This is a genomic window from Aquirufa lenticrescens (assembly GCF_019916085.1).
GTDB classification, from domain to species: domain Bacteria; phylum Bacteroidota; class Bacteroidia; order Cytophagales; family Spirosomataceae; genus Aquirufa; species Aquirufa lenticrescens.
Genome location: NZ_CP049834.1, coordinates 419,263 through 434,710 on the forward strand (window position 1 = coordinate 419,263; position 15,448 = coordinate 434,710).

Consider the following 15,448-nt stretch of genomic DNA (forward strand, 5'->3'; position numbering starts at 1 on the left):
CACCTTTTTTATTTTCGCTTAAGTTTAAAAATGCCCTATGAAGCCTATTTACGTCTATTTAGTACTTGCTAGTACCTTGCTAGTTTTCTCTTGTAAAAACGCCACGACTTTCGAGCTTTTATCCGGTGATGATACCGGTATTCATTTTTCAAACAAGATCGTGGAGAACGATTCTTTATCTATTTTGAAGTATGAATACCTCTACAACGGAAGCGGTGTGGGCATGGGAGATTTTAATAATGATGGACTGTTAGATGTGATTTTCTCAGGCTCTCAAGCAAATGCTACGCTGTATTTGAACAAGGGTGAGATGAAGTTTGAGGAGCTAAGTAAGAGCGCTGGTTTGGATACCAAAGACCGTTGGTGTTCTGGTGTTAGTCTAGTGGATATTAATGGTGACGGTTTATTAGATGTCTATGTTTCTGCAACGATGAAGAATGCGGAACGAGATCGGCAGAATATGCTGTTCGTTAACCAAGGGATTAAAGACGGGAAACCAAGCTTTAAAGAAATGGCTACCGAGTATGGAATTAACGACAATGGCCATAGCGAGCACGCGGCTTTCTTTGATTACGATCGGGATGGAGATTTAGATCTCTATGTTTTGACAGATGTTATTGATCAAGTTCCCTCGTTATATCGCCCTAAAGTGACAGATGGATCCTATCCGAATACGGATCGTTTGTACCGTAATGATTGGTCGAAAGAAAAGAATCATCCCGTGTTTACGAATGTGTCGAAAGAGGCTGGAATTACCATTGAGGGATATGGTTTAGGGATTAATATCTGTGATATCAACCAAGATAACTGGCCAGATATCTATGTGACGAATGATTATGTGTCGGATGATATTTTATACATCAATAACCACGATGGGACATTTACGGATCAGGCAAAAGCGTATTTTAAGCATACTAGTTTGTCCGCCATGGGTAACGACGTAGCGGATATCAATAATGATGGACGTCCGGATATCGTGGCTTTGGATATGTTGCCAAAGGACAACGAGCGTAAGAAGCAATTAGCACCACCTAATAGTTACCAATCCTATCAAAACAGTGATTTACACGGGTATACTTACCAGTATATGCGTAATTCCTTGCAACTAAATGCAGGTAAAAAGGCAGATGGTTCTCCAGCACCTTTCCAAGAAATAAGCTTGCTAGCAGGTGTTGCAGAGACAGAGTGGAGCTGGTGCCCATCCTTAGCGGATTTTGATAATGACGGTTTCCGTGATTTGATGATCACGAACGGTTTCCCGCGTGACGTGACGGACCGTGATTTTATGTTATACCGCGCGAACTCTGCGCGATTAGCGTCTGATGCGATTCTTTTAGCGCAAATGCCCGTGATTAAAGTGAATAATTATGCGTTTAAGAATAAGGGCGGAATGCACTTTGACGATGTGAGTGCGGCGTGGGGAATACAGCGTCCGTCTTTTTCGAATGGGGCTTCTTATGGGGATTTAGATAATGATGGTGACCTTGATTACGTCGTGAATAATATCAATGACGAGGCATTTGTTTATAAGAACAATACGGTAGAAACGAATGCAGATAAAGGGCATTATTTACGGGTGAAGTTTGAAGGAAAGGGCCAAAATACGCAAGGAATCGGTACCCGTATCGAAGGTGTTTATGCGGATGGCACTTATTTCTATTACGAGAATTCACCTTATAGAGGCTATTTATCTAGTGTGGAAGCCGTGGCGCATATCGGTTTAGGCGCGAAGCAAAAGATTAAAGAATTGCGGGTTATTTGGCCAAATGATTCCATGCAGGTGATCACAAAGCCGGGTCTGGATCAAATTTTAAAGGTAAAATTAGCCGATGCTAAGCAGCCTTATGTTTCCTTATATCAACAACAGGCACCTTTAATGCAAGACGTGACAAATCAAATGCAATTAACGGATGTGCATAAGGAATACGATTTTATCGATTTTAACTACCAGAGTTTAATTCCATTTAAAATGTCTCAACTAGGCCCAGGAGCCTCAGTGGGGGATGTGAATGGCGATGGTTTAGAGGATTTCTTCGTGGGAGGAGCTAAGTTTTACTCGGGTATATTCTACTTACAGCAGGCAAATGGAAAATTCGTACAGAAATTCCTGGAGGGAACAGCGGAGAAAAAGGAAAAATTAGGGGAGGATTTAGGTTCGCTCCTGATTGATATGGATAAGGATGGGGATTTGGATTTATATATTGCCAGAGGGGGCACAGAGAGTCAAATAGGAGCTTCTAACTTCCAAGATGTGGTCTATGCGAATGATGGAAAAGGAAACTTTAGTTTAGTCACATCAGCCTTGCCTAGTTTCACAGAGAGTAATGCGGCTGTGAGAGCGGTGGACTTTGATAAGGATGGTGATTTAGATCTTTTTGTGAGTGGTCGTAATGTGCCATTCTCTTATCCTCAAGGAACGCCATCTCGTTTATTGCGCAATGATTCGAAAGCAGGAACGATTAAATACACGGATGCGACAGCTAAATGGGCACCTGATTTATTGAAACCGGCGCTGGCTTGTGATGCGATTTGGACGGATCTGAATAACGATGGTTGGTCAGATTTAGTCGTGGCCGGGGAGTTTATGCCGATTCATGTCTACCAAAATGAGAAAGGCCGTTTAGTTAAGGTAGAAAAGACGGGGTTAGAGGAGATGACGGGACTTTGGGGTTCTGTAGCTGCGGCGGATTTTGACCAGGATGGAGATATGGATTTAGTGGCCGGTAATATGGGTAAGAATACCTTATTGCGTGCGAATGCGAAACAGCCGGTGGATGTATTACACGGAGATGTGGATGGAAATGGCGTGTATGATGTGTTCCCTTTCGTGTATTTCCAAAGCGCGTCTGGAGTGCCGGTATCTGCGCCTTTGTTTGGCAAAGATGACGTGCATAAACAATTGAATTCGACTCGTCAGCGCTGGGTATACTACAAAGACTATGGTAAGATTACACAGGATGATTTTCTGACAGAGAAGGAAAAGGTAAAAGCGTCTAAATTATCTTTAACCGAAAATGCCTCGATGTATATCGAGAATTTAGGTGGAGGGCATTTTAAAGCGCAAGCTTTGCCAGATATGGCGCAGCTTTCTTCATTGAATGGGATGCAGATATTGGACGTGAATGCGGATGGTTATCTAGATATCCTATTCGTGGGGAATAACTTTGCGAATGAAGTAGCGATGGGTCGTTATGATGCATCCAATGGTGGTGTATTATTAGGCAATGGCAAAGGCTTTACTTATGCACAGAATTCTGGGATGATGGTGCCTGCAGATGCAAAATCCCTAGTGGGTATTCAAGTTGGCTCAGAATTAGCCTTTATCGCTATGCAGAACAGAGGACCGATGAAAGTGTTTAAGCCTACGGGTTCATTTGTAAAAGCTGCAGTAAAGCCTGGTGCGTCGTTTAAATATACTTTGAACGGTCACAAACAAAAGATGGATTGGAACTATGGCTCTTCTTATTTGAGCCAAAGCGCTAGCGCACAAAGCTTTATTCCTAAGGGAGCAAAACTCAATTAGTGGATTGAATTACGTAAGAGTCTAACTTGAAGGCCAGGTGTTAGTTTAACGCCTGGCTTTGGTTTTCCAAATTGAAAATTGCCTAGCAGTAGGTCTATATCTCCATCTTTGTCAAAGTCCCCAGCATCCATTGACATATAGCGAGCATCATCTGGAAGGTTTAAGTTACTGACTTGAAATTGTAATTTGCCTTGGTTTTGGAAGTATAAAAAAGATTCGTTTTTGCCTTTGTCGTTTTCAGAAAAGAAGGCAATCATCGCTAAATCGACATCCCCATCCCCATCAAAATCGCGTGCAAGTGTTTTAGTAGCACCATAGGCTGGGTAGAAATACCCTTCTTTGAAATTGTTCTTCTGGTCATTCAAAAAGAGGTGAACGCCGTGGTAGGCCTTCTTTATGATGGAGTTATCCGCATTATCGCCATTGGAAATAATGATATCATCGAATCCATCCTTGTTTAGGTCTGCGACTTCCATATAACTACTTCCCCAAACAGCGTCAAATTGAAGCAAAGGCTTCTCCACAAATAGGCCGTTTCCTTTATTAATAAAGAGCGATACGCCTTCATTCGCTTCTGCCATCAACACTAAAATATCAGGCTTCCCATCCTTCGAATAATCCTTTATAATGACGTTTCTGGATCCAGGTTGTGACTTTAATACGTGTCTCTCTTTGCTTTTTCCATCAACCCAAACTAATTGACCTGCTTGGAATCCATATTCGCAGATCAAATAATCCATTGCTCCATCGCCATTAAAATCAGCTACTTGCATATCAACGGGACGCTTCAGGCCATCCACTAATTTGACTAGTTTATTTTTAGGCAGAACTTCATACAAGGCTCCGATTTTTTCATCGTTCGGCAGTATTTTTCCTACACTTAATAGATAATGGTTATTTTGTAGAAAGGCCGTATGAACAGTAGGACTTGGTGTTCTAAGGGTAGCATTAACGTGAAGTTTACTATCTAAAATAAGGGTTTCGTTTGTATTCAGCCCTAACCAAGCTTCCGCTTTATTGGGGTGTATTTTAACGGAGGTGATTCTGCCTGACTGATAGGCAGGAGAAATGAAATCTTCTTGTTTAAAATACAGCGGAGTCGTTAAAATAGGACTTTTTGTTTTTTGAGGAAGCGCATTTTCGGGCGCATTGCTTACATAATAATCGACGATTGCCTGCCAATCTTCCACACTCATGGCCGGCGTTTCTGGATAGATTTTCATCGCTACGGCTGTTTGGAATTGTTCCTCTGGAATTTTAGCGGCTAGTTCAAATTTATTGCGCATACCTAAGCGATAGGACATATCTATCAGAACCTGGTCGTTCCAGGTTTTTTTGTCCAAAAGGCTCGGGTCTGGAAACTTGTGGCAAGAACTACAATTTTCTTTAGCTAACTCTTCTCCTGTTTTTTTAGAACTACAAGCAAAAGTCAATAAAGCAATAAAAATAATAGCTACAATTCTCATTCTGGTAAGGCGGTTGCGGTTGAACTAGTCAGGGTGGAATCTCCTCCGATTCCTCCCACACAACTAAAGTCAAAGGCGATATTTTCAGGTTTGATAAAAGGCATTTTTTGGTAGCCATCTAAAGCGAGAGATCGGTCGCTGTAGACTTTTTCCATAAACTTAGTGAAGGCTGGCATCGCCATTTTAGCACCCTGTCCTAGTTGAATATTTCTAAAGTGAATGCTTCGGTCATCGCCACCTACCCAAACTCCGGTGACTAATTTTTGGGTGACACCCATAAACCAACCGTCAGAGAAGTTCGAAGTAGTACCCGTTTTAGCACCGATTTCATTTCCAGCTGCGATGAAGCTGCGGTTCAGGCCTTCTGCTGTTCCACCTGGTTCGCGTACCGCGCCTTGTAACATGAAGGTCATCAGATAGGCCGTTTCAGGCTTCATAACAGCTTTAGCGGTAGGGGAGAACTCACGAAGCACGACTCCGTTTTTATCCGTAATCTTTAAGATGATAATGGGATCGATTTTTTCCCCTCCATTTGCGAAGGTGCTGTAAGCAGACACTTGTTCGAATACGGAGACTTCGGATGTGCCTAAACAAAGGGATGGGCCTTCGTAAAGGGAGCTGGTTATACCTGCTTTGTGGGCGAAGTCCGCGATTTTGCTAGCCCCAAGCGACTTCATTAGTTTGGCTGAAATCGTGTTGATTGAGCGACCCATCGCGCGGCGAAGGGTTAAACTTTCGTAACTGTATTTGCCGTCGGAGTTTTGGGGAGTCCACGTGTCGTTTGTTAATCCATCCTCTGTCCCAAAAGTCACCGGCTCATCTACGTATTTATCGCACGGTGTCGCGATCTCGTTTTCAATGGCCGCCCCATAAACGAATGGTTTGAAGGTAGAGCCTGGCTGGCGCTTACTTTGGGCGATATGATCATACTTGAAATACTTGTAATTGATGCCACCTATCCAAGCCTTCACGTGGCCATTCGTCGGGTCCATCGACATCATACCCACGTTTAGTATGCGTTTGTAATAACGCATCGAGTCCAAAGGGCTCAAAGTCGTGTCGATATCCCCGTGGTAAGAGAAAACGGTCATTTTGATGGGACGATTCAATTCCTCCCAAACCCGCATCTCATCATTGTTGTAGGCCTCCATTAAATCGCGGTAGCGTTGCGTGCGTTTCATCGCCGTTGAAATGAAGCCTTTAATCTCTTGCATCTTTTCATTTACCCACGGATTTCTGCCCGCCCAATGCTGGTTGAACGCAATTTGCTGGGCCTTCATATGCTCTTGAACTGCATCCTGCGCGTATTTCTGCATACGCGAATCGATGGTCGTATGAATGCGCAAGCCGCTGGTATATAAATTGAGTTGTTGGTCTTCTGGGCGGTCTTTGTTGATCTCTTGAATGATTCCCAAAATTTCTTTTCGGATTGACTCCCGTAAATACGGCGCAGCACCCGTGTTTTGATTCTCTACTTTGTATTTCAAATTCAATGGATCAGCCTGCATCTTTTCCGCATCCTCTTCTGTCAAGTATTCGTATTTCGCTAATTGACCTAGAACCGTATTTCGACGTGCTAACGTGCGTTCTGGACGAATGCGCGGGTCATACAAGGATGGATTTTGCAATAAACCGATCAATGTTGCCGCTTCTGGGTAGGTGACGGTTTGTACGTTTTTCTGGAAATAGGTGCGGCAAGCAACTTGAATGCCATAAGCATTATTACCAAAGCTGACTTCGTTTAAATACATCGCCAAAATCTCTTGCTTCGTATAGCGACGTTCTAATTTGATGGCTAGAATCCATTCTTTGATTTTGGCAATCGCTGTCTTCAACCCTCCTACTTTCATCAGCAAGCCCATATAAATGGGATCGTCTTCCCCGTATTCTAAGGAGCGCGTGTGAAAGAGGTTCTTCGCTAATTGCTGGGAAATCGTACTACCTCCGCCGGATGTTCCAAAAGAAAACAATACGCGCGCCATAGAGCGCACATCAATGCCGGAGTGGCTAATGAAACGCGCATCTTCCGTCGCCATCAAGGTGTTCACTAAGATGGGTGAGAGTTCCTCGAATTCCACCGGATTACGATTTTCTCTAAAGTATTTGCCGATTTCCTCCCCATCTTCTGAAATTAAAAGAGAGGCTTCTTGGCTCTTCGGGTTTTCTAATTCCTGTAAGCTGGGCATTCCCCCAAAAAGCCACAGAAAATTATAGTTCACCGCCGTAATAAACAGGATGGCAAATAGGAGTGTGCCTCCAAAGATCTTGTAGGCTAAGGTAATTTTATTCAATTTAGATTCCTTTATAGGTTCTATCATTTGTTAATCAGCTTTAGCATTTCAGAAGCCTCTTTTACTAGCGGACTTGCGGGGAATAATTGGATAAATTCTTCCAACATTCGTTTCGCATCTGCCGTCTCGTGTAAACCTGCTTTTGAAAGCGCCATTAAAAATACGATTTTATCTTCCAATTTGCTACCCGGGTAGTTTTGTTGGGCAAAAAAGCATGCCTCGTAGCTTTCTGTAAATTGACCAGCTTCAAAACGTTCAAAGGCTGCCTCATATTTCTTTTGGGCTAAAATTTCTTTGTTTTCAGACAAGGTGCCATTCTCTAATTTGAGAATCATGGTCTTAAAATAGCTACTAGGATAGCGTTCAAATAAGTGGGAACGGAAGGTGGTTTTTGCAGCACCCTCGTTGCTTAAATAAAGCACATACAAGGCTTCCGCTTCAAATGCTGTACTCGGATATTCTCCCAATAAGCGTTTAAGAGTCGTGTTCGCTAATTCATTTTCACCTAATTCCAAGCGGGCTAATTTTCCTAGTTTGAACAAGGTTTCTTCAATCGTTTTTGCGGCTTTTAACTTAGCTGCGGGCGTCGAAGGAATGGATTTTAGCCAGTTATCTTCTAGCACTGATTCTGTGCGGACCGTTTTTTCAACAGGTACATTGCTCGCAACAGCTTGCGTCATCGTGGCATTTTTGTTTTTTCGATTCCAAAAATCTTCCAACGTTCGATTCCCCCAGCGGTTACTAAATTCGATTGCCCCCTGAATACGGGCTTGCTCATTGTTGAAATAGAAGTTTTGTTGATCTGCGTTAAAGGGACGTCGGGTAAAAATGGGTGCAGCTGTTTTCTGCACCACGGTTTTAACGGTGTCCTTTTGTTGTTTTAAAAATAACTCATGCAAGGCTGCCGGACTTAGGTTGGCTAAGCGGAGCAAGGAATCTTGCAGGCTAATTTGTTTCGCAAAGCCGCTGTAGGTTCCCCAGGACTTTTTGAGTTTTTGGGCCTTTGCATAATCCGGATGATTCGAAGCGAGATAAGTTGCGGCACTATCATAATAGTGGGCTGCTAGGTCGTAATCCTTCATTTGTTTCGCAAACAAGCCTCCTAATTGAAAGTATAATTCGCCCTTGTTGGGATTGTTTTCTCCACCCTTTTCCCAATTCTCCTTGGCTTTTTTGAAGTCTTTCTTCCCGTAATAGTATTGACCAATTTTGACGTAAATAAGGGATTTACTATCCTCATTCTTTGGGTCCTTTAGCATGTTGAGCAAAGCCGCTAAATTGCCTTCTTGTTGGTTGATGGCCAGATGTGCCTGTAATTGTAAATCGTAACTTGGTTTATTTTTTAGTACTTCTCGGTAGTTATCTAATGCCAAAGCGGGTTGATTATTTTCGCTCAATAACTGCGCCATGATGAAAGAGATGCGGGCTTTTTCTTCGCCCTTTTTCAAATAGCGCTGAGCCTCTTGTAATACGGCAACGGCTTTAATGGGTTCGTTTAACAGCTGAAAAGAATAAGCTTTCAAGAGAAGAAACTGCTTTTTCTCGTTTGTATTCAACGGATTTTCGCTCAAAAATTCTTCTATTTTTTCAGCGGAACTAAATTCCTGTTGTTGCAAGTAGATCTCGTATAAGGCGATTAGAGCCTCAGGTCTGATGTCTAATGAATTAACGTATTTATAGGTTTCGATGGCGTTTTTTAGGTCATTTTGGTATAAACGACCTCGCGCAATGAGCAAATAGGCATCGATGATGTAATGGGAATTTTGGTGCCGATCGATCACTAAAGAAGCTTTGCGAATCAATTCCTTAATGTCCTTTTCATTACCTTGTTTGAAGCTAGAATCGCGTGGGATGACAATGGGTAAAACGGAGTTGTAGCTCTCTTTGCGTTCTGCAAAGTATTTTTTCTGTAGTTCTTTGTCTAATCTAGAAGCCTGCCAAATCGCATTGTATTTCGCATTCACATTGTGAAAAGCAACGGCCATGGGCTTGTTGCTATACTGTGAACAAGACCAAGTGCTGAGGGCTAGAAAAAGAATGACGAGACTCCGGTGCATAAGGTTCTAAAGAACAATTTTCAAATTTACGATTTATCTTCCCGAAAATTGGATAATTTTAGGTGAATATGAATTCTTACCAAAAATTCTTGGGCGCCGCTTTTCAGATGCTTGTTACCATCGTGGCGGGCGTTTTTGCGGGGCGCTATTTAGACGCTTATTTTTTTACAGACAAGCCCTGGTTTACGATTATTTTCTCGCTAGGATCGATTGCCTTTGCGCTTTTGGCACTCATCAAAAGTCTTCCCAAATAGCGTTCGCAGAAGCGCAGGAAATTCGTTATTTTTGTCATTAAAATCTAATTCATTTGTTTAGTCAGCGGCGAAATCTCATCTTCTTGTTCTTCGGCATCGTGGGGCTCCTGTTCATAGGGAAATTATTTTTCCTACAGGTGATCGATGATACCTATGAAAAAGCAGCCGACAATAACGCGATTCGCAAGATTATTCAGATTCCTTTTCGTGGTGAAGTGTATGACCGTTACGGAAAATTAATTGTCTATAACACGCCGGTCTACGATTTGTATATGATTCCCCGCAAAGCGGTGGTGAAGGATACGAATCATTTTTGCCGCGTTTTCAGGGTGACAAAAGAGTATTTTATCAAGACGACTCAGCACGCTCGTGCCTATTCTCGGGTGAAACCAAGTTTATTTTTGAAGCATTTATCTAAAGAGGATTTTGCCAGTGTACAAGATGCGATGGTGGATTTTCCTGGCTTCTTTTTTGAAACGAATGCCTTTCGTACCTATCAATCCCGCTCTTTTTCAAATGCCTTAGGTTATGTGGCTGAAATTAGTCCAAATGCTTTAGAAGACCAGAAGGATGATTATTACCGCCAAGGCGACTATGTGGGTATCTCCGGCATTGAATCATTCTATGAAGAAACTTTACGCGGTCAACGTGGGGTGAAGTACCGCATGGTGAACAGTAATGGGGTGGAAAAAGGGGATTATAAGAATGGTTCATTGAACATTAATCCCGTTTCGGGCAATAATCTTTATACTTCTATCGATCTCGCGATTCAAGAATATGCGGATAGTTTGATGCACCACAAGGTGGGCAGTTTAGTGGCGATTGAGCCTTCGACGGGGGAAATTTTGGCGATGGTTTCTGCGCCTTCGTATGATGCGAGTCAATTGACGGGGAATAATTTTTCCAAATATTATCAGCAACTAGCTTTAGATCCCATGAAGCCTTTGTTGAACCGTCCGCCATCGGCTTATTACCGTCCGGGTTCTACCTTTAAACTAGTACAAGCTCTGGTAGGACAGCAATTAGGATTTATTGGTCCAGGGACAGTGTTTTCACATGCCGGGGCTCCAGTGAAATGCCACGGCCACGGACCAGTGGATTTGCGCGGAGCTATTCGCGTTTCCTGTAATCCGTATTTCTATCACGCATTCCGTAAGATGATTTACGATAATACGAGCGGAGACACTTACGAACGCTCTGCGAAAGGTTTGCAGCGTTGGGCGGACTTAGTGGCTAATTTCGGTTTTGGACGTAAACTAGGGGTCGATTTAGGAAATGAAAAGAAGGGTATTTTGCCCAATGTAGAATATTATAACTCCGTCTACAAAGGCGAAAAAATGTGGAAGTTCTCGAACATCTACTCAATCAGTATAGGGGAGGGCGAAATCGTGGTGAGTCCTCTGAAAATGGCCAATTTAGCCGCGATCATTGCGAATCGGGGTTGGTACATTCCACCTCACGTGGTGAAAGGAGTGGGTCTTCAGAAATCAATTGACCCTTTCTACAAGACGCCGGTGAAGGTAGGGGTAGAGTCTAAATATTTCAATGTCGTCATCGACGGAATGGAAGATGCGGTGACGCACGGAACGGTAGAAGCGGATGGCCGTATTCCTGATATTAAGATGGTGGGTAAGACGGGTACGTCCCAAAACCAAAAAGGCAAAGATCACTCCATCTTCATCGCCTTTGCCCCACGGGATAATCCGAAGATTGCGATTGCGGTATTTGTGGAGAACGCCGGTTTTGGAGGATCTGCCGCTGCACCGATTGCCTCTTTAGTGGTAGAAAAATACTTGAAACGAAAGGTCGACCGCAAGGCGGTAGAAACCAAGTTTATGAATATGAATTACCTGCCTAATGCCTACAGTGTGGTGCGCAAAAAGGCAGCCCCAGATTCCACGAAAAAATGACAGATTCGAATCACATACAAGGCCGGATTGACTGGATCACTGTGGGATTCTACGTCTTGTTCGTAGGCTTAGGCTGGTTGAATATTTATTCGGCTGTCTATAGCCCAGACGCGCCTTTGGCTTTTTCTGATCCCGCATTTTACAATTCCAATGCAGGTAAGCAACTCGTTTGGATCGGTACGAGCTTCGTGTTGATTGTCTGTATATTGGTGATAGATTTTCGATTTTTTGAATCCTTCGCCCTCTTTATTTACCTCGGTTTGTTGCTCTTATTAATCGCAGTGCCCTTTTTAGGAGTAACAATCAACGGATCTCATTCGTGGTTTAAATTTGGGTCTGTAACCATTCAGCCGGCGGAGTTTGCAAAAACTGCCACCGCACTTTTACTCGCCAAATACCTGAATGATCCCTTGGTCAACTTGACGAAATTTCCCTTTCAATGGAAAGCGGCGCTCATTATCGGTATTCCGATGGTATTAATCATTGGTTCCAATGAGACGGGTTCCGCCTTGGTGTTCGCCTCGTTTATGATTTTGTTATACCGGGAAGGATTGCCAGGAGCTTATCCAGCCTTATTCATTGGGGGAATTGTCTTGTTCGTTTCTGCTTTATTAGTCCAAGCATGGATCATCCTAGTCGTTTTAGTTGTATTAGCCGGACTTTTGGTCTTGTTTATGCCCATCTACATGCAACGCGACCCTAAGACCTATTTGCGCCTTTCGGGTGCTATTGCCGGGATTATGACGCTTGCCTTATTAGTGGATTGGGTGGTGAATAATGTGTTGAAAGAACACCAGAGAAATCGAATTCGTGTCTTGATTGACCCTGGTTTTGATCCTCGAGGTTTGGGTTATCAGGTGACGCAATCGAAGATTGCGATTGGTTCAGGAGGATTTTGGGGGAAAGGATTTTTAGGAGGCACGCAGACGAAATTCGATTTCGTACCGGAGCAAAGCACGGATATGGTTTTCTGCACGATAGGGGAAGAGCACGGGTTTGTGGGCGTGATGTTGATGATTATATTCTTCTTGGGATTTTTGTGGCGATTGATGTATTTAGCGGACTTGCAGCGCTCGCGATTTGCGAGGGCCTATGGATTCGGATTAGTAGGAATTCTGTTTTTTCACTTTTTAGTAAATATAGGGATGACGATCGGTTTGATGCCTATTATGGGAATACCATTGCCTTTCTTCAGTTACGGCGGGTCCTCTTTGTGGTCCTTCACTATTTTACTATTTATCTTTTTAAAGTTAGACTCTCACCGGTCTGATATGCTTTCTCGCTAGTATGGAAAACGAAACTATTTCTGCCAAAGCCAAAATGCTCATCGCCGTCGCCGCACTCGGCTACTTCGTAGATGTGTATGATCTTATTTTATTTTCTGTCGTGAGAAATCCTAGCTTGATGAGCCTAGGCCTGAAGGGGGATGACTTGTTGAATCAGGGTTTGAACTTGATGAATGTGCAGATGGGTGGGATGTTGCTGGGTGGAATTTTGTGGGGCATTTATGGCGATAAGAAAGGACGTAAATCGGTTTTGTTCGGTTCCATCTTACTTTATTCTGCTGCAAATGCCTTGAATGGATTAGTCACCGATTTGAATACCTATGCCATCTTACGTTTTATAGCTGGGATAGGTTTAGCGGGGGAATTAGGCGCTGGAATTACGTTAGTGAATGAAACTTTACCTCCCTCTAAGCGAGGAATTGGTACCTTAATCATTGCAGGGGTGGGTGCGGCAGGAGCCGTTTTTGCTCCCATCATTGCAGGCTTAAGCCCGGATCCTGAGTGGTGGAGATCTTGTTATTTTATTGGTGGGGGAATGGGATTAGCCCTTCTATTATTGCGTTTAGGCACCTTTGAATCTTCGATGTATACGGAGATGGATGACAAAGTGGAACGGGGTAATTTCTTTCAATTATTTTCGAATGGAGCCACTTTCAAGAAATACCTGTATTGCATTTTGATGGGTTTACCCATTTGGTACATCATCGGCATTCTCGTTTTCTCGGCGCCAGAAATCGCCAAACTCATCGGTATCGACGGAAAAATTAGCGGAGGCGATGCGATTATGTTTTGCTATCTAGGACTTGCGCTGGGTGACTTTGCCTCGGGAGCCCTGAGTCAGTGGCTGAAAAGCCGAGGAAAGGCGGTTTTAACGTATTTATTTATTGCCGTAGGTATTTGTGTGTATTACCTATTCGGTATGTCGAATATTACCACGACACATGCATACGTGATGATTACGCTCTTAGGCTTTTTTGGGGGCTATTGGGCCGTGTTTTTGACCTATTCGTCTGAGCAGTTTGGGACGAATGTGCGGATGACCGTGACGACGACGGTGCCTAATTTTGTGCGTGGCGCCTTGATTCCGATTTCTTTGCTCTTTAAGTTTTTGATTCCATCAGTGGGCTTGATTCATGCTGCTGCTTATGTGGGTGTTTTATGCTTTACTTTGGCCATCTACTCTGTTATTCAGTTGAAAGAAACGTTTGGTAGATCCCTAGACTACACAGAATAATGGCGCTCATCTCGAAGAAGAAAAATCTGTATCGGATTAATCAGCAGCTGCGGCGGTATTTGCATAAATACAACCGGGAGCACGCGATGAATATTAGTTATGCGGATTTATTGCGCTATGATAATGCGATCGTGCTGTATGATAAGAACGAGGTGGATACGCTTTGGGAGACCGTCTTTTATTCACCAGGAGATCAGGAAGAGGTATATGAGGCGCTAAAGCAGATCTATGCGGATTTAAAAACGGATGGAAATGAGGAGGTTATCAAGCACTTAGTGATTGATCGCGTGGATTATTGTACCTATGGCAATACACACCCTTTCCGGATTCGGATAGTTAACCGGGTGAATGATAACTTTGATTATTTCTACATTAAAATCGCGGATGCCTCTCGCGTGTATGGCCTAGAATTAGAACATATTTTATCTCCAAACCGTATCAATTATGTCACTTGCGACAATACACTTGTCGAGGAGCACATTGCCGGTGTGCCTGGCGATGCCTTTCTAAAGCAAGATTTGGAGACGGATTTAGAGTCGCCTATTCGTCTTGCCAAAGAGTTTGTGAAGTTCAACGAGCGTTGCCTTGTACAACTATTGGGCGATATGCACAGCGCTAACTTTGTCATTATTACGACTCCGGATTTTGAGGAGATTTATTACCGGATTCGCCCGATTGACTTTGATCAGCAGTGTTACGAAGGCAAAAAAACGGTGTACCTTCCGCAGTATTTCAAGCAAAACAATGCCCTGATTGAGCTCGGGATGAAGTATATGACGCCGGAATCGGTTTGGCAATACCAGATTGAAGAACGATCGATGATCTCCTCTCGTCTGAAGTCAGAAAGTCAACGCGTGTACGATTTAATGAACGTGATGGCAAAAGATGAGATTGCGCCGCCTGAAAATGTGGAACAATTGAAAACAGAATTAGCGAAACATTATGAAGATGATCGCTTTTTGAAATGCCAAACGATGGGAGAGATCGTATGGTTAAGCCTTGAATTAGTGATGCGTCACTAATTACTTCTTAAAGATGGACCACATCATCAGTCCATAACCCATGAGGAAGCACAAACCACCAATAGGTGCCACGGCTCCGAAAATTCCCAGATTAGTCAAGCAGATCAAATACAAAGAACCCGGAAAAATAATGCATCCGGCAAAATGAAAATAGGCAGCTGTCTTCAAGTGCTTATTGCTGAAATTCATTTGCCAAACTCCTAAGATCAACAACGTAATTCCTCCATACATTTGGTAGCGTGCTGCTGTCTCAAATGTCTCCAGGCGATTAATCTCGCGTAAATAGTCCTTCCACGCGTGCGCTCCAAAGGCGCCTAAGGCAACTGATAACCCCGCAATCAGTGAACCAGTAAATAACGCAAATTTTTTCATGGGGGAAATGCCGCGTGGCTTTTGGGGTGATAA

General features: G+C 43.3%; 10 protein-coding genes. 6 read left to right on the plus strand and 4 right to left on the minus strand.

The features are described 5' to 3' along the window. Positions 1-37 precede the first annotated feature (37 nt). Positions 38-3,523, plus strand: coding sequence for a VCBS repeat-containing protein (locus G9X62_RS01970; RefSeq protein ID WP_223131140.1), 3,486 nt, complete (start codon positions 38-40; stop codon positions 3,521-3,523). Here the strand turns inward: G9X62_RS01970 and G9X62_RS01975 are convergent. Genes G9X62_RS01975 through porW form a run of 3 tightly spaced genes read right to left on the minus strand, consistent with a single transcriptional unit; the run spans position 3,520 to position 9,337 of the window. Further along, positions 3,520-4,989 carry an FG-GAP repeat domain-containing protein gene (locus tag G9X62_RS01975; RefSeq protein ID WP_223131141.1) on the minus strand — a complete coding sequence of 490 codons (1,470 nt, stop codon included), beginning with the start codon at positions 4,987-4,989 and terminating at the stop codon, positions 3,520-3,522. The genes G9X62_RS01970 and G9X62_RS01975 overlap by 4 nt on opposite strands. Further along, a complete protein-coding gene (locus tag G9X62_RS01980) occupies positions 4,986-7,307 on the minus strand; it encodes a penicillin-binding protein 1A (RefSeq protein WP_223131142.1) in 2,322 nt (773 codons plus the stop codon). Before G9X62_RS01980 ends, G9X62_RS01975 begins: the two co-directional genes overlap by 4 nt. Then, positions 7,304-9,337: a type IX secretion system periplasmic lipoprotein PorW/SprE gene (gene porW / locus G9X62_RS01985; RefSeq protein WP_223131143.1), complete on the minus strand. Its 2,034-nt coding sequence runs from the start codon at positions 9,335-9,337 to the stop codon at positions 7,304-7,306. The genes G9X62_RS01980 and porW overlap by 4 nt, the downstream gene beginning before the upstream one ends. A 68-nt stretch (positions 9,338-9,405) precedes the next feature. Here porW and G9X62_RS01990 point away from each other — a divergent pair, with 68 nt between their 5' ends. The 5 genes from G9X62_RS01990 (at position 9,406) to G9X62_RS02010 (ending at position 15,043) form a co-directional block, all read left to right on the plus strand. Next, positions 9,406-9,591 (plus strand): AtpZ/AtpI family protein, encoded by a 186-nt coding sequence (locus tag G9X62_RS01990; protein ID WP_130894941.1) that lies wholly within the window; start codon positions 9,406-9,408, stop codon positions 9,589-9,591. Positions 9,592-9,674: 83 nt separating this feature from the next. Continuing rightward, positions 9,675-11,501, plus strand: a complete 1,827-nt coding sequence (locus G9X62_RS01995; RefSeq protein ID WP_261345534.1) for a penicillin-binding transpeptidase domain-containing protein — start codon at positions 9,675-9,677, stop codon at positions 11,499-11,501. Continuing rightward, positions 11,498-12,787 carry a rod shape-determining protein RodA gene (gene rodA, locus G9X62_RS02000; protein ID WP_223131145.1) on the plus strand — a complete coding sequence of 430 codons (1,290 nt, stop codon included), beginning with the start codon at positions 11,498-11,500 and terminating at the stop codon, positions 12,785-12,787. The genes G9X62_RS01995 and rodA overlap by 4 nt, the downstream gene beginning before the upstream one ends. A gap of 1 nt (position 12,788) precedes the next feature. Beyond that, positions 12,789-14,021 carry an MFS transporter gene (locus tag G9X62_RS02005; protein WP_223131146.1) on the plus strand — a complete coding sequence of 411 codons (1,233 nt, stop codon included), beginning with the start codon at positions 12,789-12,791 and terminating at the stop codon, positions 14,019-14,021. Continuing rightward, complete coding sequence (locus G9X62_RS02010) at positions 14,021-15,043, plus strand: hypothetical protein (protein WP_223131147.1); 1,023 nt, start codon at positions 14,021-14,023, stop codon at positions 15,041-15,043. The genes G9X62_RS02005 and G9X62_RS02010 overlap by 1 nt, the downstream gene beginning before the upstream one ends. Here the strand turns inward: G9X62_RS02010 and G9X62_RS02015 are convergent, their stop codons facing one another. Beyond that, complete coding sequence (locus tag G9X62_RS02015) at positions 15,044-15,415, minus strand: DUF423 domain-containing protein (protein ID WP_223131148.1); 372 nt, start codon at positions 15,413-15,415, stop codon at positions 15,044-15,046. Between the last annotated feature and the right edge of the window lie 33 nt (positions 15,416-15,448).

Coding starts and splice junctions, on each gene's coding strand:
- G9X62_RS01970 (WP_223131140.1), top strand. CDS start 38: ATGAAGCCTATTTACGTCTATTTAGTACTTGCTAGTACCTTGCTAGTT.
- G9X62_RS01975 (WP_223131141.1), bottom strand. CDS start 4,989: ATGAGAATTGTAGCTATTATTTTTATTGCTTTATTGACTTTTGCTTGT.
- G9X62_RS01980 (WP_223131142.1), bottom strand. CDS start 7,307: ATGATAGAACCTATAAAGGAATCTAAATTGAATAAAATTACCTTAGCC.
- porW (WP_223131143.1), bottom strand. CDS start 9,337: ATGCACCGGAGTCTCGTCATTCTTTTTCTAGCCCTCAGCACTTGGTCT.
- G9X62_RS01990 (WP_130894941.1), top strand. CDS start 9,406: ATGAATTCTTACCAAAAATTCTTGGGCGCCGCTTTTCAGATGCTTGTT.
- rodA (WP_223131145.1), top strand. CDS start 11,498: ATGACAGATTCGAATCACATACAAGGCCGGATTGACTGGATCACTGTG.
- G9X62_RS02005 (WP_223131146.1), top strand. CDS start 12,789: ATGGAAAACGAAACTATTTCTGCCAAAGCCAAAATGCTCATCGCCGTC.
- G9X62_RS02010 (WP_223131147.1), top strand. CDS start 14,021: ATGGCGCTCATCTCGAAGAAGAAAAATCTGTATCGGATTAATCAGCAG.
- G9X62_RS02015 (WP_223131148.1), bottom strand. CDS start 15,415: ATGAAAAAATTTGCGTTATTTACTGGTTCACTGATTGCGGGGTTATCA.